Genomic DNA, 20,847 nt, shown 5'->3' with positions numbered 1-20,847 from the left:
ATCAGTTTATATCGCAACCCCCTCTAGTCATATTATTTAAGTCTATAAAATTATAGGTTATTTATTTGGCATTAAAACTGCTTTAGCTAAAGTAGTCTTGATTAAAAGGAAAACCTATGGCAGCGATGAGCTATTTAAGTGTGATTGAGCGTTACCATGAATATGAACACTTGGTACACGAATTATTAGAATCGATTTTGATCGGTGTGGGAGACATTAATCTATTCGAACAGCCTATTTCAGCTAAAATTTTTGAAGACATGGCGATTAGTTATCCCTTTGTGGAACTCATTTATTTACTTGATCAGCAAGGGATGCAGATTTGCCCTAATATCAGTGTCATTAATCAGCAAGTTAAGCTAATGGCTTGCGGTCATCATGCTGACCGAAGTCAGCGACCTTATTTTACTCAATTGACTGCCATCGACACCGTTCATATCACTCGACCTTATTTATCTAACTCCGGTGGTGGGCTGTGTTTGTCGGCATCACAAATGATTAAATCGGCCTCTGGGCAAGTGGTTATTGTGGTTATTGATGTCAACCTAACACGATTAATCGAGTTTATGATGGGCGACAGTGCTCGGCGTAAAATGTCACCGTTTTTTAAAAGCATTTATGCTGCAATTGTACTGTGTCTGTTTGTGTTGGTGAGTGTACTTATGTGGACCGTGATCCGCGATATTTATACCTTATTTAGCCAAATATCTGCGACCCATGATCCGCTACAGCCCTTTGGTATTATCATTTTTCTTACATTGGCATTAGCTATTTTTGATTTGGGTAAAACCATTTTGGAAGAAGAAGTGCTTATGCATAAAGATATCTTCCGCCACAGTTCGACCCGAAGAACGATTACGCGGTTTATTTCGACCATTTTGATCGCGATTTCAATTGAAGCTTTGCTGACCATGTTTAAAGCGTCGCTGGGAGAAAAGCAATATATTGAACCAGCCATTCTGATGATGTTGGCGGTCGTTGGGCTATTGGTTGGGTTAGGGATATATGTGTACTTAGGGGCCAAAGCTGAGCTGCTACTCACACAAACACAAGCCGGTAAGCACACTAGGCGCGTACAAACTAAGAGTGAATAGGCGATTAATTAGCGCTTAATAGTGTTTAAGTTCGCTCGCTTAAAATAGACAGGGATAAACGACATTAGCGTTTATCCCTATTTTTTAGAAAAAGTCGTCGTCACCAATCGCTTTACGTAATTGAGCTTGTTCGAGGAAATCTTCTAACCTGCGTTTTACTTGGCGTTTATGTTGTAATGTTTCTGCGGATTTAACGTTTCTAGGCGTTGTCATCGCGTCCATTTCTGTGTCATCAGGCACTCTTTCACTAAGATTAGCCATAACAAAACCCTCATGTTGAATAAAAGCGTGGTATTAATTCAATGAGCATTTTCTAACTAAAAAAACCTAAATAGGGAAGTAAAATATTTTTCCTCAGTTGGACAGCTATTTTTACCTTTCTCTTTGAGCTTAGCAGTAAATGTTTTTCTTGCTAGTAAAACAAATTAGCTTGTGCGAAGAGTATGCTTGTGATCAACTATTCTGGATGTGCTGATGTGCTGATGTGCTGATGTGCTGATGTGCTGATGTGCTGATGTGCTGATGTGCTGATGTGCTGATCGTAGATAATGCTCCGCTTTCAATACAGATAAAAAAACGCCACCTTTAACTAGGTGGCGTCGATATGAACAATACTGCAAAGCGCATATGCGATAGGTTGACTCGTTATAGGCTAAAGCCATATGAGTAGCCTAAAACGACTTTAGCATCATTGTCCGGTAAGTCCGTGTCAGAGGCCATAAATGAGACAGTTCCTAGGTCTGTTTCAGCGCTTAATGTGACATTGTAGTCTGCATAGGTGTCGCCGAATAAATCTTCAACGACATCGCCTTGTGAGTAACCGTAGTGGAACGCAATGCTGAGCTTTTCTGTTAACGGGAAACTGGCATTGGCTTGGATATAGTTCCAATCTGTTTCGTCACTTGCACCTGACACATCAGAATCAGCGTTGATCACTTGAGAATAACCCACATCTAACCATTTCCATCCAAGTACTAAGGCTACTTCACCAAAATCAATACTGCCACCAGCATCTGGGTAAGCATAATAAAGGTAGCTGATGTCGTAAGTTAGGTCTTCAGTAAAGTTACCGCCATAACCACCATAAAGATCTAATTCGTAGCTGGTTTCATCACCGAAATCGACATTCGATACCCAAGTACCAGCATAAAATCCAGAGTCATGAGCATAGTCAATGCCGCCTTGAACGGCCGCTTCATTATTGGTTTGCGTGGTGCCACGCCATAAGTAGTTCGATGTTGCGCCAATATTGCCAGTGACTTCAGCAAGGGCAGAGCCGCTTAGTAATAAGCCTGTTGATAATGCAATAGCTTGATATAGTGATTTTTTCATCTTCATCCCTTAAAGTTTTATTATCACTGAGGCATTTATGTGTCATTAAATGAGCTCAATGTTGGTTTGTCTGAAGATCAATTAGCGAATCGCATGCCAATATTTTTTTATTATTTAAATTAGTGGGTTATATAATACTGGATCATCTTGTTGCATTTTTGTTGCCGCTAAATGATGCACTAATGCACTTTTATTGTGCAATGATACTTTGGGCTTAGGTATTTGCTTATATTGAGTCGTTTAGCGTTTAGCGTTTAGCTGTGCGAAAGAAGGGATTCTGAAGTGATCTATATTGTTCATGTAACTCAGGCATCTGGATAACAGATTAAGCAAAGCTGAAAAATAACCAATAAAAAACCTCCACAGAGGAGGTTTCTATCAAAAAAAGACTGAGCGTAATAATTAATTAACGCTATCTTTTAGTGTTTTACCAGCTTTAAACTTAGGCACAGTAGCTGCGGCGATTTGAATTTCTTTGCCAGTTTGTGGGTTACGGCCTGTACGAGCAGCACGTTGAGTGGTTTCAAAAGAACCAAAACCAACAATAGAAATTTTATCACCATTTTTCATGGCTTCAGTTACCGCTTCTTCGAAAGATTTTAGTGCGCGGCCAGCTTCAGCTTTAGTTAGTTCCGCATTCTCAGCGATTTTTGCAATTAATTCACTTTTGTTCATATTGATATTCTCTGCTTTCCATAGAAGTGTTTTTTAAAACATGAATAACATGCCACAAGCCATGCTGGTTTAAAAGCACTTTATCCCATAAATTCAGTATCTGTAATGGTTTTAGAGCAAAATCAGTACAAATAATGTCTTTTTTGGCTCTGTGGTTATTCTTCTAGCAGTTGGTAAAGAATTTTCTTTACTAACTGTGGTTCGAAAGGCTTATCACATAAGGCGTTAACTCCAGCACTAAATACATTACTTAGGTGGGTGTCATTGGCTTCTGACGATACCATTAGAATGGGGATATGTGATTGTTGACTGTGATTACGGATATATTGCGTTAATGCAAGACCATCCACCGAAGGCATGTTGTAGTCTGTTATCACTAAGTCATACATGTTTTCTTTCATTAGGTTGATAGCCTGCTCACCGTCAACCGCTTCAGTAATCAGTTGCATCCCTAAGTTACCAATAGTGCGTTTAATCACATTACGCGCCATTCGGCTATCATCAACGACTAATACCCTGATGTTATGCACGTCAAAGTGGCTTAAATCCAACTCGTCGTGGCTGAGTAAATCAATGGTCGAATTAAGTGCCGTCGCTAAGTGCTCAGCATTAAATGGCTTAGGCAAAATGGCGACAACACCTGATTGCCTAAAGATTTCGAGCTGTTCACGGCGACACTCACTGGACACCAGCATAAATTGAATATCATTTAACGCTGGAGTGCTTTTGATGTATTGCAGTAGCTCTGTGGCTTCACCATCGACAAAATGCAGTGCACTGGCGATTAAGTCGGGTTTATGGCGTTGAATAATCGTTTTGGCTTCCGCAATCGTTGCGGCAGTTTGAATGCTGCTCACCCCTTCTTGCTGAAGACGCGTAATGATAATTTTACGTTGAGTCTCTGACGGCTCAAGTAATAGGATGGATAATTCACTTGGGGATAAACTAGTCATAATTCACGTTCCACAGATATATTTATTATTATTTTGTTGTTTTAATGTTGCGCGCATGAGCGAATTGTACACTAAAAATGCCCTAAGGATGGCAGTCAAACCAGAGTAATAGTGTCTTATGCTTACTTTTTAACGAGATAGTCTCTCGTCACGTTAGACAATCCAACCCACCATTGAAATACCACCACGCTCAACAGTAACAACCACAGTGGGATCAGTGGTATGTCATAACCTTGAAACACAAGTTTTACGTCATCAGGGGTGATTTGATAGGCAATGATTGCTGTTGTGGTGATAGCTGTAAGTCCGAGAGTTTGTAAGCCTACGTAGCTAATCAACAGTACTTTTGTCCATGCAGCACGTCTGATTAAACCAATGAATACCGGTATCACTCCCAGTGTTAATAAATCATATGCTTGATATGTTGTTGCGCGCCAAATAGCAATAATAGTGAGTACAACATACAGTGAGATAAGAAGCATGACTCTAATTGGCATTCGGGGGGCTGTGTTTTGGTTCATATTGATCATCTAGCTGGAAAATTTGAGGTAGAATATCTCACAAAATAGAGCGATGGATACATTTTGATGACAGAAACACATTTTTGGGCGCTGGTAACACGAGATCAACCAGAGCAGTCTTCTGCTGATCTTGAATTGCGTTTACGCGAACAATTGCAACTCTTGGATGATGAAGCGCTAAAGACATTTGATAAAATGTTAGGCCAGCAATTACGCCGTAGTTATTTATGGTCAGTTTGGGGCGCTGCATACATCATTACTGGTTGCGATTCTGACTATGCCTTTGCTGAGTTTAGATGTTTTTTACTGTCGTTAGGTCAGCAATGGTATGACAAGGTTATTGCTAATCCTGACTGCTTGGGTGAGTTAGCACAATGGCCGTTAGTGGATGATTATGCTTACCCGTTTGTTGAAGACTACGATTTAATTGCAGGTAAAATTTACGAAGACCGTAATGGGGATGAGTTGCCGTTTATGCCATCAGGCCAGAATACACCAGTGGGTAAAAAATTCAGCACCAAGCCAAAAGTGATGCGTCAAACCTATCCTTTATTGAGCGCACGATTTCCTTTTTAGTGGGATGAAACTGTTAAGCGTTGGTTCAGCTTAACAGGTCTATAGTTATTACATATGATGCTGGCTAGATGGCTAACATTCAATTTAATGACGATTATCCGCATTGCAATATGACCACAACAGTTTAGACAAACGTTAAACATGACGTGCTGGATTGATTGTTTAACTTACAGTATGAAGCGGTTGTGTTGTAAGCGCCTTAACCCCTTTGGAGGTCTATTATGAACGTAAAATATTTACTACTTGCTCCGGTATTGGTATGCCAAGTTGCCATGGCCGAAGATGCGCCAGAAGCGAACCCTGTTACCGAAGTGGGGCTGGTTAAAATTGAGTGGCAAAATCCAAAAGATTTTCGTGATATTAAAACCTCAAATGAACTTCAGTCGCGCTTTGAAAACCGTTTATTTGAAACCTTAACCAAAAACATCAATAAACAGGCTGAAAAAATCCTTAAGCCAGGGCAGACTTTGCAAATGCAAGTGACTAACTTTGATTTAGCTGGAGACATGCGACCAACATTTGGGGCTACGCCAGGTGATTTACGTATTGTAAAAGATTTATATCCACCCAGAGCGACGTTTAGCTACAGTGTAAATGAAGGTGACAAAGTCATTATTGTTGGAGATGAAAAAATTATCGACATGAGTTTTATGAACAATACGCGTAATTTCAATAACAGACCGTTTCAATATGAAACCAACTTATTTGATGATTGGTTACAAAAAACGGTAGCTCCCAAATTATAAGCTAAGCATTGTTGATTGTTTTTCATGCAGGTAAAATCCATTTGAAGCGATTTTTGCCTGCTTTTTGGCTTGGGCGCTTAACGTTGATATTTGATACTCTGTTGCTTGTTGGGTCACCAATGGTGGTAAAACCCCAATGGATAATGAAACCAAAGGGTATTGGAATTGCAGCCCCTGTCTGTCTTGGGCTTGCATTGTTTGCGCCAGCCAGTGATCGCTATTATAAAAACTCATTTTCTGTTGCTCAAACCGTTCAATAATTGTTTGGCAGTTGGCTAGCGTGTCGTCTTGCATGCTTATCATAACAAAATCGTCTCCACCAATATGGCCAACAAAACAATGTTCATTTTGATAAGGCAGCAACAAGTTTGCGACTAACTGAATGACTTCATCCCCACGCCAAAAACCATAAATATCGTTGTAGGGCTTAAAGTGACTTAAATCTAAATAGGCAAGATAGTAAGATTTTTTTTGTAGCCTTAAGCGTTTTAGCTCTTCTTGTATTGGCACGTTCCCCGGCAAATTGGTGAGAGGGTTTGCGTGTCGCGCCATTTTTATTCTATGTTCAGTAATACGTTGTAATAAATCTTTAGTATGGCCAATGCCAATCAACTGCTGATTACGCAAAATAATGAACTGTTGCGCTACCGTGTTGACTGAGTCAGAGGTGAGTAATTTGCTGACATGGGTAAGCGGTTCGTTGGCATCAATGTGTAATACCTTGGTGTCCATTGCCATTTTCGCAGGCCGGTTTTCGTGTAATGCACGGCCATAAGGTGTGCTGAATAGCTCGAGTAATGTGCTGCGATTGACGATACCTAATGGCTTGTTATTTTCGGTTACCACAATGGCTTGTAATGCTGGTTGTTCAGAAAAAGTCTGACTGATTTTTTTTAGTTGTGTGCTGGGAGATGCTTTTATGGCGTTGGTGCATAAACTTTCAGCTGTTTCACAATAACGAGAATTAGGTTGAGCCATGGGAGTGCTCAGTTCACTGCTAAATTGCTGGTTTGGATGGAGCGCTGGTCGTCCAAGAAAGTAGCCTTGGCAATAGGTTACCCCTAATTGTTTTAGGGTGGTGAGTTCCTCATTGGTTTCAATGCCTTCTGCGATCACTTTACAGGTCAAGTTCTGGCATAAATCGACAATAGAGCGGACAAACTCTTGTTTTACCGCAGTGGTATCTATTTGATGAATAAAATGGCGGTCAATTTTGACATAATCTGGTGCTAATTCAGACCACAAGCGTAATCCAGAATAACCGGCGCCTAAATCATCAATAGCGGTTAAAAACCCTTGATTGCGATAATGGTTTAAACAGGACTTTAGCAAGTCGATATCGTCGGCAGGATATTGTTCGGACAATTCAATAACCACATCCGCCGGGTTGATCCCCAATTGTTTAATAAGCTGTAATGTCATGCCTTTTGGATGATTGGGATCGAGTAATGCTTTTGGTGAAATATTAATAAATAGCTTGCCATTAAGCTGGCGCGAGTGAAATGCATTAATTGAAATACTGCGACATAAGGTTTCAAGTTCGCTTAATAAGTTTTGTTTTTCGGCGGTAGTAAATAAGGCGAAAGGGGTGTGTAACGGGCTATTTTTAGGACCACGACTGAGCGCTTCATAACCGTGTAATTGATTTGTTGAAACATTGAAAATCGGCTGAAATACAGCATCGATAGATTGCTGTTCGATGATGTTGTCAAGTTCACTTACGAGCTGTAAAGCCGTCATCTGTAGGTCTCATTCAATTAATTACCTAACGGCATCGCGTTCGGTATTGTTACCAATGAGAGACAAGTCTATTGCGAAAATATGACAAGATTATGTCATATGATGGAAAGCTCCTAATAAGAAAGTATTAGTGTCTGTTGATCTTTGTTAGTCATTTCTACTGCGTTATCGGCTCTTTGTGTAGCATAACTACACTACAAAGCCTCTGCCTTATATAAATGACTAACAATTCGCTGCAAAAACAACTTAGAAAGATCAACAGACCCTGCGAGCATAGCGATTACTTGGCGAGTTTAAATACTTGTAGTGTTTGTAGTAAGGCCGCAAGCTTTTTGACAAAGGCTTCAAGTGTCTCTGGTGCAACATGAGTGCTGTTCTGCATCGCATCAAATTCTGCAACCATTTCTTGTACATAAGGTAAGAAACGATTACTACTAGTTGTAAAACCTTGATCTTCCGTAAAAATCGCCACAAACTTACCGTGGCCTTCTTTACGTAACTCATCGAGGCGAGCATCTGAATCAATGGCTTGTCTATAGGCGACTTGCAGGTTTTCTTTTATTTGTAGAAAAACATTGGTGTACGGCATAATTGCCTCATAGTGCATGTGCAAAGAATAACGTTAATTATAAGGAGCTGGTATGCAGGCAACAAGAGAAAGTCGGCTTATTTTCAATATCAATTTGATTTATGGTCGCTTACAACGAAATTGCTACGGTTTAGTTGCATTACTGCTGTGTTTTACATCGACATCGGCAGCTGCGTTGGATTCACCGGTATTCTATAAAATAGAGTATCAGCAACAGCAAGCGTATTTATTGGGCTCCATTCATATTGGTCGGCAAGACTTTTACCCATTAGCACAACATATTGAATCAGCATTTAAACAATCGGATGCGTTGGTCGTTGAAGCTGATATTAGCCAAGGCGATACTGGGGCGTTATTGCAACAATATGGTGGTTTGTCGGCAGATATTGCCGCAGACGTTAATGCGACTCGGCAAGAGTATTGTCAAAGTCATCAAACCTTATGCCAAGCACTGGCTCCGTATGCACCTTGGTTGCAGTCAGCGCAAATTAGCATGGGGCGTTTTGGGCAATTAGGTTACAGCGCAGAACAGGGTGTCGACGCTTATTTTATGGCAAATCGCAGTGGTAAAGCTTTGGTTGAGCTGGAAAGCATTCAGTTTCAATTCGAATTAATTTCATCATTTTCAACTGCGACTCAGCTGCAAATGCTAGATGATTCGATTAACGCTAGCGATGCTGAAATGCTTGATTTAATCTACGCTTGGCGCCAAGGCGATAGTAATGCTCTAGCAAAAATTATGGAATCGCAAGCGGGCGATGCTGATGAATTACTCGAAAAGCTGTTGTGGCAACGTAATCACACGATGGCGCAAAAAATCATCCAGTTGTTACAAAGTAAAACCCACAAACAATTATTTATCGTGGTGGGCGCTGGCCATATTGTCGGACAGCAAGCTATTCCTGACCTACTAAAACAGCAAGGAGCAACGATTACTCGCTGTAGCTTTTTACAGTGTTAATGTCGATGTGGTGCCAGTTATTCGAAAGGTAAGTTATTGAAAGTAAGTTATTGAAAATAAGTTGTTGAAAATAAGATACTAAAGCCTGAGTTTATTGTGAAGTCGATTGGCCTACAAAGTGAATGTAGCGCCCAAGCGACAAATAAGGTTCTTGTTGAGAATAAGCCAACTCCATCTCAATCAGTTGATGTTTATCAAAGCCAGGTGGCAGATTATGTTTCAAGTAGTCATTGATAACTCTTACGCCCGACTGACTCACCATCGACAGTTGCCATTGGCTAAACCAAGTGCGGACATCTTCAATATACAGCGGGTGGGTCGGGGTTAATCCGACCTTCTTTTTGACGTTGAAATCACGGTTAACATAGTCAAAATTACCTGATATTAAGCTATGAAACCGTAAAGCTTCTTTATTAAAAAACATCAGAGAAAATAAACCATTAGGCTTTAATAATGCCAGTAAACCTTGCAAGGTGCTGCGGGCATCAATTAACCATTCAGCTACCGCATGGCAGAGAATGACATCAAATTGACCATACTCTTCAACGGTTAATGCTTGTATTGGGCTGTGGATTAACTGTATCGATAATGCTGTATTTGCCGCTTCAATCTGTTGCTGTGCTAGGGCAAGCATTTGCTCAGAAATATCACATAGCACGACATCATGGCCTAAAGCTGCCAGTTTTTGACTCAAATAACCAAAACCGCCACCGGCATCTAAAATACGTAATCTTGGTTTGCCAAGGCTGGCTAAAGCCGGAACTAAGTCGCGCCATAATACAGCAGCACGGATTTCACCTTTAGTGGTACCGTAAATATTTTGGGCAAATTTTTGGCTGAGTTTATCAAAGTTTTTGTCTTGCACTGTATCGGCTGCGTTAGGTCAGTTAAGTCGGATAATTATCTCATTTTGGATTGAAAAAGGTAAAGGTAAATTAGTTGTAGTAAGCGAGTCGTCACAACCATTGTGTCGAGAGTTTGTGAGTTGATGGCATCAATATATGTTGTCGCGACATACTGTTTTAAACGCAAAAAGTAATTAGCGGTTTAGCAACGGCAGGAGTCTAAGGTATAATCATCTATTAACCGTTTTGCAGCACATGCTTTTTGCTGCCTACCTAGGGTACAACATTTTGAGTCACGACTACGCTATCGAATTAAAAGCGATGCCTTCGCTTTTGTCTTTGTATCGCAAAATCCTGTTTGGACGTAAACCGGGATGGAACCAACAACCGCTTCCGAATATTTATGTACAAGCGTCGAATGTGGTGTTGTCGCAAGATAAAATTAGCCAATATGCTGCTGTGTGCAGTTTTGAATATGACGGTATGACTTTACCGCCAACGTATTTGTATGTTTGGGCGTTTCGTTTACATGCGATGATTTTTACGCATAAAGCGGTGACATTTCCGTTACTTGGCATGCTCCATTTAAAAAATAGTATTAGTGTATTACGCCCAGTGCGAGCAGATGAAACCTTAATCGTACAGTGTGAGTTAGCCACAAGTCGCACGACCGATGCTGGGCTTGAGTTTGATTTGGTGTCTAAAGTGTTTGTCGGTGAAGAGTTAGTTTGGCAAGCGCTATCAACTTACTTATATCGTATAGAGTCTGCAGGTCGTCGTGCTCGTCCACCTAAAGCATCAGGTATGGTATGGGAAAACGTTCAACAATGGCGCTTAACCGATGATTTAGGCCGTCGCTATGCTAAAGCTTCTGGCGATTATAACTTGATCCATTTACATCCATTGTTGTCAAAACGCTTTGGTTTTGAGCGAGTGTTAGCGCATGGAATGTGGTCTAAAGCGCGGGTGATGTCTCAGTTAATGACGTTTGTTGGCGATCGACCATTTCAAGTTGATGTTGAATTTAAACTGCCAGTATTTATGCCGTCTGAAGTGACGTTTGCGTTTGAAAGTATTGAAAATGGTAAACGTTTTGAAATGCGTGATGTTAAAGGCCGCCGACCGCATTTACAGGGCAGCATCACTTATTTATAAGCCCTTTGGTTAGCTAACTTTATCTATTAATAAAAAGGCTCAAGTCGATGACTTGAGCCTTTTTATTGTTAAGCGCAAAGCTTACTTTTGATATATGTGTACATCGCGTTGCGGGAACGGAATACTAATGCCTTCCGCATCAAAGCGTATTTTCACTGCGCGAGTAATGTCCCAGTATACTTCCCAGTAATCATCGGGTTTAACCCAAGGCCTTACAATAAAGTCGACTGACGATTCGCCCAATGTGTGGAGTTTGACTATCGGTTCTGGATGCGCTTGCACCTTAGGATGTTGTTCTACAATACTTTTTAATATGGTTTCTGCATGTTCAACATTGTCGCTGTAGCTAATGCCAAAGGTCATGTCTACCCGACGCTGATGCTCTGCGGTGATGTTGTTAATGGTATCGCCCCAGATTTTATTGTTTGGAACAATAAGACGTTGGTTATCTAGCGTTTTGATTGTTGTTGATACTAGGCTCATGTGGCTGACGCGACCGGTAACATTAGCGGCATTGATTAAGTCGCCGACATCAAATGGGCGGTAGATTAAGATCATCATGCCAGAGGCGAAGTTAGACAGGGTATCTTGCAGTGCAAAACCAATAATGACTCCCGCAATACCAAAACCTGCGAGTAACGGCCCAAGCTCAAATCCGAGCTGTGATAAGGCTATCAATAATCCTAGGGCAAACACTAGTTTACTGGACAAAGATATAAAGAAGTCTTGCAGTAATTGGCTAAATTGTAATTTTGATGCTCGTACCGTTTTAGAGATAATTTGAGTGACAATTTTGGCGACTAAACTTGCGGCAAATAATATGAATAGAAACACTAAAATCTTAAAGGTTAAACTGGGCCCATTATTAATCGTCTGATCTTTAATGACTTTACCCCAACCCTGTAGCAGGTTAGACGCGACGCTAAAATTCAATACATCTTGGGTGATATCACCAGAAACACTAAACAATGTTTGTTTAAATGGTGCCACGTTCTGGCCTAATGTTTCGAGTATTCCCGCTGAAACCGCTAAGCTAGAGCTGCTTTGCTCCAAGCGTTCTTTTAGTGCCACCACATCAGCTTTTTGTTCGCTGGTGATATCTGCACCTGCATCAGCGGCTTCTGCAACGGCTTTTTGTAATTCATCTTGAGTGTAATGCACTAAACTATCGAACTGATCGGCTCTATTGAGCATAAACTCGGTCAATTTTTGCTTTTGGACACTCACATCTATATTCAGTGTTTCTGCCCACTGCAGAGTGGTTAATTGTGCCTTGAGATAATGGTCGCGTTCAAATTCGCGTTGTGAAATGGCTAAGATGCTCTTATTGTCATCATCTTGGCTTAATCCAAGACGCATGGTCATAATGTGGTCGTTTAAGTATGCACTGACATTCTCTAAAAAGGCCATTTGGCTTTGCACTAAAGTGACTAGATATTGCTGGTCAGCGTCGGGTGTTGCAATGAGTTGACCAATTATGTCGCGTAATTCAGACGATTTGTTTTTAATGCGATATTCAGTAAATGCACGTAGTTCACCTTTTGCTTTAAATAGTAACTTGGTATCTTGCTCGATCGTTTGTTGTAAGCGACTTATTTGAGTCTGGGTATCGGTTAGCTGGCTAGTGGCAACAATCGGTACCACTGCATCTTGTTCTGCACGAAGAGATGGCGTCATAAACACTGCCGAGGTGAATAATAATAACGTAAGTAAAATCCGTAGCATGGAAAGTGGTCCTTTGGCTCTGAGTTGCGGCTATGATAGTGGAAAAATCCTATAGGAGCCAAGTACAGTAATTGGTTGGTTAATTTGTTACACTGCCGCCATTATTGAACTGAGGAAATTATCATGTCGCTGCAATGTGCTCATTGCTATAAATCTTTTTCAATTGCGAAGGTGAAAGACAGTCGCGGGAAAGGTTTGTCCGTAGAAGTTCAATGCCCTCATTGTGCAGCATGGCTTGGGCATAATAAATATTTATCAGTTGTTAAAATAGTAGGTTTCTATGGTGGGGTTGTTGCTGCTGCAGTAGGTTATTTTGTTGAGGGTGTAACCGTTATCACTACTCCATTGATTATTTTGGCCGTTATTATGGTTGGTTTGTCGCATATTATGGACCATTTACAGCTGATTGAAGCACCTGAAAATGATCCTAGTGCAGAGACTAGTGCGAAATAAGCTTGTTAATTAACTTCAATAACTTGGCTTTCTAGTGATGCTTCAACATAGTAAATCCCGCCTAACACGACAACCCCAACAATGATCATGACTAAAATGATGCCAATGTTTTCTTTAATAAATTGTGCCATGGTGTTTGTCCTGTAATGATGATGTTTTACACATTCGTTATGGTATGGGTCATAGCTTAAGGCTATCTTAAAAATAACGACTTAGTCACCTATTAGTTGTTATTGGTAGTTGTTATTAGTAGTGGTTAATATTAGTTGCTAATGAGCGTCGTTGTGAATGGGTTGTCATGAATTGTCACAATCTAAGGGTTGCTTTTCAGCTACGGTCTTTTACACTAACGCTCACTTTTATTAACCTGATGGAGTTGTGCTGGTGAGTTCCCGCATCAAAATAAGACAAACTATCGCAATCTGGCTCAGTGCCATTTTGATTGTGTTGTCTGTTGCTGCGTCTGCACACTCAGTTAAACATCTTGATGACGGTGTACAAAATCATTGTACCTTGTGTTTCCATCAGCATCAGCTTAATAAAACGCTTCACTCTTCCAATTTAGTTTTTGCCGTTTCTAAGCAAATGTTCGAACGCCAACACTATACGCTGCCTTTTTTACTTAGCGTATTCCAAGCCTACTATCAAAGTCGTGCCCCACCTGTATCTCGTTAGTCCAACATTGTAATGATTTATTTTCCGTTATCTGTCGGTTTATTCTAAACCCAGATAGGCGGCTACTTGTTGTATTTTGGAGATATTATGTCTGCGTTAAACACACGTGTTTCGTTATTGGCACTGGCTTGTGCTGTGAGTTCGTATTCTGCAATGGCAGAAGATTCTAGTTTAACTAATCCTAGTATTAGTGCGGTGCTCGATGGTTATTACCAAACGGGCGACCGGCCATTAGCTGAGCGTGCTGAAGGTTTTGGTTTAGGCGAAACTGAGTTGGCATTAAGTGCCAATATTGATGAAATGTTTTACGGTAAAGTGACCGCAGTTGTTGAGTCTCATGACGGTGAAACAGAGCTTAATTTAGAAGAAGCCTTTATCCAAACGTTAGCGATGCCTTACGGTTTATCGGTTCGTGCGGGTCGATTTTTATCGGATATTGGTTATTTAAATAATCAACATTTACATACCGATGCATTTTCAGAACGTCCAGCGGCCTATCGTGCATTTTTAGGTGGTCATTATTTTGATGATGGTATTCGTTTAAATTATGTGGCCCCAACAGATCTCTACTGGACCATGGGCGTTGAAGCGTTTAAAGGTGAAAGTTTACGTGCGACAGATGAGCAAGGAGAGCGTGATTTTGATGATGTTGGCGTGTATACCGCATTAACCAAGATTGGTGGTGACATTGGTATCGAGAGTTCTTGGCAACTAGGATTGAGCTATTTGCGCAATCAGAATGGTCAAGCTTATGCCGAAGAGGAGCATGAAGATGAAGTGGTTGATGAGGAAGGACACACTGAACACAGCCATAGTGCATCTTATACTGGCGAAAATACCTACATAGCTGACTTTGTTTATAAGTGGGCACCTAATGGTAATTACAAATATCAAAACTTAACCGTGAGTGGCGAATATTTTAGAGTCACTGACATTTTTGGTATGGATCCTGGACATATTCTTGAGGCAGATCATGAGGACGTTAGTACTGATGACTATCATCAAGGTTGGTACGTGAGTAGTGTGTATCAATTTTCACCAAGTTGGTCTGCTGGGATTCGTTACGGTCAAATTGATACTAATGAAATCCATGAAGACCACCTCGACCCACAGAAATTAAAAGAGTCTGAAGTCAGTCTTGCTTGGCATAGCAGTCATTTTTCGACCGTGCGTTTGCAATACACTCATCAGACTGGAACTAATTTCGATGGTTTCGAAGATGATAATATCTTTACTTTACAATATGTCATGTCATTAGGAGCTCACGGTGCGCATCAATTCTAAATTGCTTTTAGCAGTGGCTTCAATGTCGCTGCTGTTTACCGCGACAGCTAAAGCGGAACTGAACGTGTTTGCATGTGAACCTGAATATGCCGCATTAGTGCAAACTTTAGCGCCCGATGCGAGGGTGTATTCGGCCACCACAGCGATGCAAGATCCACATCAAGTACAAGCAAGACCAAGCTTGATTGCTAAAATGCGCCAAGCTGATTTAGTTGTGTGTGCTGGGGCCGATTTAGAAATTGGTTGGTTGCCAATGTTACAAATGAAGTCTGCTAATCCTCAGGTTAACTCAACAGATAAAGGCTTGTTTTTTGCAGCAGATCAAATTGATACCTTGGATAAGTTAACTCAAGTAGATCGTTCAATGGGTGATGTGCATGCAAAGGGAAATCCTCATTTGCATTTAGATCCCTTGCGGATGTTGACCGTTGCGCAGGCTTTGAGCGCTAAGCTTACTGAAGTTGATCCAGAAAATGCCAGTCAGTATGCCCAGTCATTGAGCGACTTTAGTCAACGTTGGCAGGCTAAAATACCGCAGTGGCAAGAGCAAGCTAAAAACTTAGCCGGTAAAAAGGTCATCGCTTATCATTCGAGCTTCCGTTATTTATTTAATTGGACTGGAATAGAGCAAGTGGCAGATCTTGAGCCTAAACCCGGCTTAGCACCCACCAGCAGCCATTTAGCCTCATTACTTACTCGTGCTGAAAAAGGCGATGTAATGGCGGTAATCGTCGCTTCATATCAAGATGAACGTGGAGCTAAATGGTTAGGTGAACGCGCAAATCTGCCGGTATTGGTGTTACCGATGTCGGTAGGTGGTAACGATGAAAGCAAAGACTTAATCAGTCTATATGATAGTTTGCTGACGTTATTAAATGGAGTGAAATAACACTATGTTTGATGTCGAGCTACTGTCTATTTTGTTGCCTGCGTTAGTGGCAGGGCTATTAGTGTTATCAACTCATGTGTTGTTAGGTCAACAAGTGCTTAAGCGTGGCATTATCTTCATTGATTTGGCTATCGCTCAGGTCGCTGCATTGGGGGCAATCGTATCGCACATAGATCATCGAGTAGAAGCGTTACCGTTTGCTCATGTATGGATGCCAGCGTTGTTTGCATTAGCTGGTGCTGGAGTTATCGCTTGGATGGCAAAACACTTAGTCGGTGAACTCGAGGCATTTATTGGTTGTTTTTATGTGCTCAGTGCGGTGGCGGCAATGTTATTGTTAGCCAATGATCCTCATGGAGCTGAATTATTAAAGCAGTTAATGTCGGGTCAAATATTGTGGGTGAGTTGGTCTCAGTTAGCATTACCTGCAGTAGTCTCTGCAGGTATTCTTGGGGTGATCATCGCTAAACCACGGATATTAGATGGTGCAGGTTTTTACTTTTTATTTGCATTAGTGATTACTTTGTCGGTGGAGTTAGTAGGCGTGTATTTAGTGTTTAGCACGCTTATTTTACCGGCTTTGGCATTAAATAAGTATCAAGGTAAAACCAAGTTAGTGTGGGCTTATGGCGTCGGCATAGTGGGTTATATTGCTGGGCTACTGTTGTCTGCTCGCTATGACTTACCCAGTGGTGCCGCTATTGTTGCGACATTAGCATTAAGTGCATTGTTGTTTAGAATGTTACTTAAACTACGTTCACCAACATCAGTGCATCAACCTGCTAAATAATTATCTGCCATCTAGCTGCCATATAAGCTTCTGTCATATAAGCTAAGTTACTCTGCCCCAGATCACAGGGGCAGAGTATTTCAGCGTACATATGTAAACAAAACGTTGAGTCCCTAGACTAGCATCGTTATACTGACGCCAATTTTATTGCAGGAGTATGCTGTGCTGCTTATCGCTCGTTCAATCATTCTCGTTGTGCTGTTATTTTTAGCCTTTATATTTTCAGTTGTTATTTGCCTTGTGCGGCCAATGCATCGCGACAATGTACATTTGGTTGCCCGTTTTTTTGGTTCGGTTGCACCGGTATTAGGCATTAAGGTCATTAGACGTGCTCATCCAGTCAGTGCAACATCGCAACCGTGTATTTATTTAGCCAATCATCAAAATAATTTTGATTTATTTACTCATACGTCAGTTGTGCCTAAAGGGACTGTCAGCTTAGGTAAAAAGAGCTTGGTGTGGGTACCCTTATTTGGGCAAATATATTGGCTATCAGGCAATATCCTTATCGATCGTAACAATCGTCATAGTGCATTCGATACTATGGCTAAAACGGTAGATAAAATGAAAAATAAACTATTATCAGTGTGGATATTCCCTGAAGGGACTCGTTCACGCGGTCGTGGATTATTACCTTTTAAAGTGGGTGCATTCCATACTGCAGTCGCTGCTCAAGCGCCAATAGTGCCAGTATTAGCTTCTTGTCAGAATCATATTAACCTTAATCGTTGGAACAACGGTGTGGTGATTGTAGAAATGCAGGAGCCGATAGCAACTGCGGGCTTAGATAAGAATGATGTTAAAGCGTTAAACGCTAAGGTGCATCAAGTTATGTCGGCGCGTTTAGTTGAATTAAACAAAGAAGCAGAAGCATTAATGCAGCAAGCCAAAGCTTAACCATGTTATTGGTCGTCAAACATCCGTCATAAGCTCGCAACTTGTGTCAGTTTGGGTATAATTGATTAACATTTTTACGAGTCCTATTTACGGAGTAATCCATGTCTGTTGAGCGTCAGTTAAAAGAGCAATTTGCTGAGAATCTTGAAATTGTTGATGCCTTACTTGCTGATGGTTCAGAGCCTGATGCGGAATATACAATTGAACATCATTTTTCGGCGACTAATTTTGATCGTTTAGAAAAAGCCGCTGTTGATGCATTTAAGCTTGGTTTTGAAGTGAATGATGCCGAAGAAATGGAACTTGAAGATGGCTCGATTATTTTCTGTTTTGACGCTATTGCCAAGCATAAGCTAGAAGTGCCTTTGCTGGATAAAGCATGTGAACAGTTGATTCTCGTTGCGGGCAAGCAAAAAGTAGACTACGACGGTTGGGGTACTTTTTTTGTCGGTGATGAAGTTGAAGGCGATGAAGAAGACGAAGATGACGAAGAAGACTATGAAGATGAAGATGGTACATTTCACTAATAAATCGATGGTCTAATTCCATAAAAAAACGCTCATCAAAGATGGGCGTTTTTTTATGGATAACCAAAAAGTTTGCTAGGCGCTTATTTATGGATGATGCTTTTGTTACGGCCTTCTTGCTTAGCGACATATAAGGCTTTATCTGCACCCGATAACCAGGTTGAGCTATTATCTATTTCAGAATCTAAATCGTTAATGCCCAGACTCACCGTGACTCTAATGAGGCGGTTTTCGAATGCGACTTCTGATGCTTCAATACGCTTTCTTAATCGTTCGGTAAAGTTGAGAGCTTCTTCTGCGGTTGTCTTAGATAGCACCACTCCAAACTCTTCTCCGCCATATCGGCCTGCACAGTCAGTGTCACGTAATGCTTGCTTTAACAAATAGGCAATATGTTGGATCACTTTATCACCGGCAGGGTGACCATATTCATCGTTAATGCGCTTGAAATTATCAATATCAATCATCACCAATGATGCCGCATCGCCATAACGTGAATAACGATCGAATTCTTTTTCCATGCAACTTTGCCAATGGCGACGGTTATGCAAAAGGGTTAAACCATCGGTTTGACTGAGTTGTTCAAGTTGCTCATTAGCGGCTTTAAGTTGCAGTTTATTAACCGCAATATCGGTCACATCATAGATAATAATGCTGATATGAGTGATTTGCCCTGTTAACGAAGCTAATGGCAGTAAGGTAATATTTTGGTACATAAAATCGGCTCGGCCAGTCACTGGACGATAGTTTTTAAACTGAAATACGTATGGACGCTGTTCCCAACTAATAAAGGTGCGATTTTTAAGTAAAAAAACCGACTCCATTTTATGTTTTAGCCACGTGGCGGGTAAGTCGGGAAACTTTTCAAATAGATTACTACCTTTAATGGAATTGGGTGAGACACCGCTGTGGTTTTCCATAAAACCGTTCCAAAGTTGGATGTTATAGTCGCGATCGAGCACAACTAAACCAACCTCAATGGTTTGCACCATATCGATTAGCCAGTGGAGTTCGTTCATCGCACTTTGATCATTTGACATAAAAAGTATCCAACATTAGTCGAGTAAATAGCCAAGTTTGTAATTCAGCGTAGGAATTGAGTCTTCAGTAAATAGCAGCAGAAGATCACATTCAATATTGTAATCTTCTATTCGATAGTTAATTTCCATCGCGAGAGTGCGCTGCCATTTGTCAGAGTTGTCGTGAATGAGCTCGTTGACACTGCAGTGTCTGCCAAGCACTACTGGATGGGTCTGACTGAATTTCATGTCGAGTTGTTCAGAAATACCATTTAAAAAAGCGCCAATGAGCACATTACCAGTGTCCATCATTACTTCTATTTCAGTACCAATATCATTTGGATTTTCTAATCCCATTAACTTGGCCATATCTTCAAAACTAGAATCATGGAACAGTAATAACGCTTCACCTGCGATACCTGCACCAATAAATCCTTGGCAAAGCCCAGAGACTGTTGAGTTTCGTTCGGTGGCTTTTAAGGCCATCGTTAATTCGCTGACTTCAAGCACATTAACGTTAGGAATAGGCAGTAGTACAAATACATCCAGAAGCTTAGCGAGCAAGTCAGCGGCTCTGCCCATGGCGACGTTGGCTATTTCTTGACATGCATCACGCATGTCAACTTTCATCATTGGCGTTTCTTCAGCTTTATTACCCTGGGTAAGAGTCAAAATACCGTACTCTTGCAGAATATGGCTAATAGCCTCTGCACTAACGGGTTTTTGAATAAAGTCGAGGGCACCTAATGCTTTGACTCGTTCATGAGCCTTAATTTGAATATCACCTGACACCACAATAATCAGTGCCGGTAAATCTTGTTGTTGTACCGCTTGAAGTACTTCGTAACCATCCATGACTGGCATGTTGAGATCGAGAAACACAATCTCACCTTTACCTGCGCGAATAACTTCAAGGCCTTCAGCGCCATTGGTGGCGTAGCTAATTTCAACGTCCCAATCTTTGGGGAGAGTTCTTGCCATTTGTTTTCTGGCGAGTGCAGAATCGTCGCATATTAATATTGGAATGGTCATTGTTGCTGGTCTTCCTTATTTCGCCTTTAGGGGAAAAAAACTCGTTAATGCAACTGCGAGTGGTGCGAGGCGGATAGTTATTATTATAAGACTATTTACAGCGATTTTTTGTTCGTTAGATCATTATACTTATTTGCTTACAATATTGATAACTTAGTTTTAACATTTAATTAAGTTTGTAACATTTATGTGGCCGTTGCCACAAAGTCATCAATGTCATATCAATCAGGTGTTACATGTTATGTAAAAACATGAAGATTAGATGGTTATGCTTATATTGATAATATATCAGGCTAACACTCAATGAAATTTTGTTCAAAATAACGTGTGGCAATATTTTGACCAGTGCCGATTATTTGTCATGTTATT

The 20,847-nt window shown here is 40.9% G+C and carries 24 protein-coding genes; 12 read left to right on the top strand and 12 right to left on the bottom strand.

Annotated features, from left to right (window positions below; all coding sequences use genetic code 11):
* Window positions 1-116 precede the first annotated feature (116 nt).
* Complete coding sequence (locus tag GUY17_RS18275) at window positions 117-1,094, top strand: PDC sensor domain-containing protein (protein WP_101085127.1); 978 nt, start codon at window positions 117-119, stop codon at window positions 1,092-1,094.
* Between the two features lie 84 nt (window positions 1,095-1,178).
* On the opposite strand, the gene GUY17_RS21120 is transcribed toward GUY17_RS18275, so the two are convergent.
* The 5 genes from GUY17_RS21120 to GUY17_RS18255 all read right to left on the bottom strand — a co-directional run bounded on the left by GUY17_RS21120 (window position 1,179) and on the right by GUY17_RS18255 (window position 4,575).
* Window positions 1,179-1,355, bottom strand: a complete 177-nt coding sequence (locus GUY17_RS21120; RefSeq protein WP_011638952.1) for a PA3496 family putative envelope integrity protein — start codon at window positions 1,353-1,355, stop codon at window positions 1,179-1,181.
* Window positions 1,356-1,739: 384 nt separating this feature from the next.
* Window positions 1,740-2,426 carry a TorF family putative porin gene (locus tag GUY17_RS18270; protein ID WP_059745699.1) on the bottom strand — a complete coding sequence of 229 codons (687 nt, stop codon included), beginning with the start codon at window positions 2,424-2,426 and terminating at the stop codon, window positions 1,740-1,742.
* A gap of 402 nt (window positions 2,427-2,828) precedes the next feature.
* Complete coding sequence (locus GUY17_RS18265; protein WP_011638950.1) at window positions 2,829-3,101, bottom strand: HU family DNA-binding protein; 273 nt, start codon at window positions 3,099-3,101, stop codon at window positions 2,829-2,831.
* Between the two features lie 155 nt (window positions 3,102-3,256).
* Window positions 3,257-4,054 carry a response regulator gene (locus GUY17_RS18260; protein ID WP_011638949.1) on the bottom strand — a complete coding sequence of 266 codons (798 nt, stop codon included), beginning with the start codon at window positions 4,052-4,054 and terminating at the stop codon, window positions 3,257-3,259.
* Window positions 4,055-4,176: 122 nt separating this feature from the next.
* On the bottom strand, window positions 4,177-4,575 hold the full coding sequence (locus GUY17_RS18255) for a hypothetical protein (protein ID WP_242445080.1): 399 nt from the start codon (window positions 4,573-4,575) through the stop codon (window positions 4,177-4,179).
* 66 nt (window positions 4,576-4,641) lie between these two features.
* On the opposite strand from GUY17_RS18255, the gene GUY17_RS18250 reads away from it, so the two are divergent.
* Both GUY17_RS18250 and GUY17_RS18245 read left to right on the top strand, forming a co-directional pair.
* Window positions 4,642-5,151, top strand: coding sequence for a DUF4240 domain-containing protein (locus GUY17_RS18250; protein WP_101085130.1), 510 nt, complete (start codon window positions 4,642-4,644; stop codon window positions 5,149-5,151).
* 221 nt (window positions 5,152-5,372) lie between these two features.
* A complete protein-coding gene (locus GUY17_RS18245; protein ID WP_162023925.1) occupies window positions 5,373-5,897 on the top strand; it encodes a DUF3016 domain-containing protein in 525 nt (174 codons plus the stop codon).
* Here the strand turns inward: GUY17_RS18245 and GUY17_RS18240 are convergent.
* The gene (locus GUY17_RS18240) at window positions 5,892-7,637 is read right to left on the bottom strand and encodes a GGDEF domain-containing protein (RefSeq protein ID WP_162023924.1); all 1,746 of its coding nucleotides are present in this window, start codon (window positions 7,635-7,637) and stop codon (window positions 5,892-5,894) included. The genes GUY17_RS18245 and GUY17_RS18240 overlap by 6 nt on opposite strands.
* A gap of 280 nt (window positions 7,638-7,917) precedes the next feature.
* Window positions 7,918-8,226 carry a prephenate dehydrogenase gene (locus tag GUY17_RS18235; protein ID WP_101085133.1) on the bottom strand — a complete coding sequence of 103 codons (309 nt, stop codon included), beginning with the start codon at window positions 8,224-8,226 and terminating at the stop codon, window positions 7,918-7,920.
* A 52-nt stretch (window positions 8,227-8,278) separates the two neighbouring features.
* On the opposite strand from GUY17_RS18235, the gene GUY17_RS18230 reads away from it, so the two are divergent.
* Window positions 8,279-9,187 (top strand): TraB/GumN family protein, encoded by a 909-nt coding sequence (locus tag GUY17_RS18230; RefSeq protein ID WP_101085134.1) that lies wholly within the window; start codon window positions 8,279-8,281, stop codon window positions 9,185-9,187.
* Window positions 9,188-9,278: 91 nt separating this feature from the next.
* Here the strand turns inward: GUY17_RS18230 and GUY17_RS18225 are convergent, their stop codons facing one another.
* Complete coding sequence (locus GUY17_RS18225) at window positions 9,279-10,052, bottom strand: methyltransferase domain-containing protein (protein ID WP_162023923.1); 774 nt, start codon at window positions 10,050-10,052, stop codon at window positions 9,279-9,281.
* Window positions 10,053-10,320: 268 nt separating this feature from the next.
* Here GUY17_RS18225 and GUY17_RS18220 point away from each other — a divergent pair, with 268 nt between their 5' ends.
* The gene (locus tag GUY17_RS18220) at window positions 10,321-11,187 is read left to right on the top strand and encodes a MaoC/PaaZ C-terminal domain-containing protein (RefSeq protein ID WP_162023922.1); all 867 of its coding nucleotides are present in this window, start codon (window positions 10,321-10,323) and stop codon (window positions 11,185-11,187) included.
* Between the two features lie 81 nt (window positions 11,188-11,268).
* Here the strand turns inward: GUY17_RS18220 and GUY17_RS18215 are convergent, their stop codons facing one another.
* A complete protein-coding gene (locus GUY17_RS18215) occupies window positions 11,269-12,912 on the bottom strand; it encodes a mechanosensitive ion channel family protein (RefSeq protein ID WP_101085136.1) in 1,644 nt (547 codons plus the stop codon).
* 123 nt (window positions 12,913-13,035) lie between these two features.
* Here GUY17_RS18215 and GUY17_RS18210 point away from each other — a divergent pair, with 123 nt between their 5' ends.
* On the top strand, window positions 13,036-13,365 hold the full coding sequence (locus GUY17_RS18210; protein WP_101085137.1) for a hypothetical protein: 330 nt from the start codon (window positions 13,036-13,038) through the stop codon (window positions 13,363-13,365).
* Window positions 13,366-13,370: 5 nt separating this feature from the next.
* Here the strand turns inward: GUY17_RS18210 and GUY17_RS21305 are convergent, their stop codons facing one another.
* Window positions 13,371-13,496, bottom strand: coding sequence for a hypothetical protein (locus GUY17_RS21305; RefSeq protein WP_259395501.1), 126 nt, complete (start codon window positions 13,494-13,496; stop codon window positions 13,371-13,373).
* Window positions 13,497-13,749: 253 nt separating this feature from the next.
* Between GUY17_RS21305 and GUY17_RS18205 the strand changes: the two genes are divergently transcribed.
* The 6 genes from GUY17_RS18205 to rraB all read left to right on the top strand — a co-directional run bounded on the left by GUY17_RS18205 (window position 13,750) and on the right by rraB (window position 18,427).
* Window positions 13,750-14,040 (top strand): ABC-type zinc uptake system zinc chaperone, encoded by a 291-nt coding sequence (locus GUY17_RS18205; protein WP_162023921.1) that lies wholly within the window; start codon window positions 13,750-13,752, stop codon window positions 14,038-14,040.
* Window positions 14,041-14,127: 87 nt separating this feature from the next.
* A complete protein-coding gene (locus tag GUY17_RS18200; protein ID WP_162023920.1) occupies window positions 14,128-15,324 on the top strand; it encodes a hypothetical protein in 1,197 nt (398 codons plus the stop codon).
* Complete coding sequence (locus GUY17_RS18195) at window positions 15,308-16,213, top strand: metal ABC transporter solute-binding protein, Zn/Mn family (protein WP_162023919.1); 906 nt, start codon at window positions 15,308-15,310, stop codon at window positions 16,211-16,213. Before GUY17_RS18200 ends, GUY17_RS18195 begins: the two co-directional genes overlap by 17 nt.
* Before the next feature lie 4 nt (window positions 16,214-16,217).
* A complete protein-coding gene (locus GUY17_RS18190; RefSeq protein WP_162023918.1) occupies window positions 16,218-17,003 on the top strand; it encodes a metal ABC transporter permease in 786 nt (261 codons plus the stop codon).
* Between the two features lie 162 nt (window positions 17,004-17,165).
* Complete coding sequence (locus tag GUY17_RS18185) at window positions 17,166-17,900, top strand: 1-acylglycerol-3-phosphate O-acyltransferase (RefSeq protein WP_101085141.1); 735 nt, start codon at window positions 17,166-17,168, stop codon at window positions 17,898-17,900.
* A 101-nt stretch (window positions 17,901-18,001) separates the two neighbouring features.
* The gene (gene rraB, locus GUY17_RS18180) at window positions 18,002-18,427 is read left to right on the top strand and encodes a ribonuclease E inhibitor RraB (protein WP_162023917.1); all 426 of its coding nucleotides are present in this window, start codon (window positions 18,002-18,004) and stop codon (window positions 18,425-18,427) included.
* Between the two features lie 83 nt (window positions 18,428-18,510).
* On the opposite strand, the gene GUY17_RS18175 is transcribed toward rraB, so the two are convergent.
* Window positions 18,511-19,467, bottom strand: a complete 957-nt coding sequence (locus tag GUY17_RS18175; RefSeq protein WP_162023916.1) for a sensor domain-containing diguanylate cyclase — start codon at window positions 19,465-19,467, stop codon at window positions 18,511-18,513.
* A 15-nt stretch (window positions 19,468-19,482) separates the two neighbouring features.
* Window positions 19,483-20,478, bottom strand: a complete 996-nt coding sequence (locus GUY17_RS18170; RefSeq protein WP_101085144.1) for a response regulator — start codon at window positions 20,476-20,478, stop codon at window positions 19,483-19,485.
* Between the last annotated feature and the right edge of the window lie 369 nt (window positions 20,479-20,847).

Origin of the sequence: Shewanella sp. Arc9-LZ (assembly GCF_010092445.1) — a bacterium.
GTDB lineage: Bacteria > Pseudomonadota > Gammaproteobacteria > Enterobacterales > Shewanellaceae > Shewanella.
The sequence above is the reverse complement of the archived record's forward strand: the minus strand, read 5'-3'. Positions and strand labels throughout refer to the sequence as shown.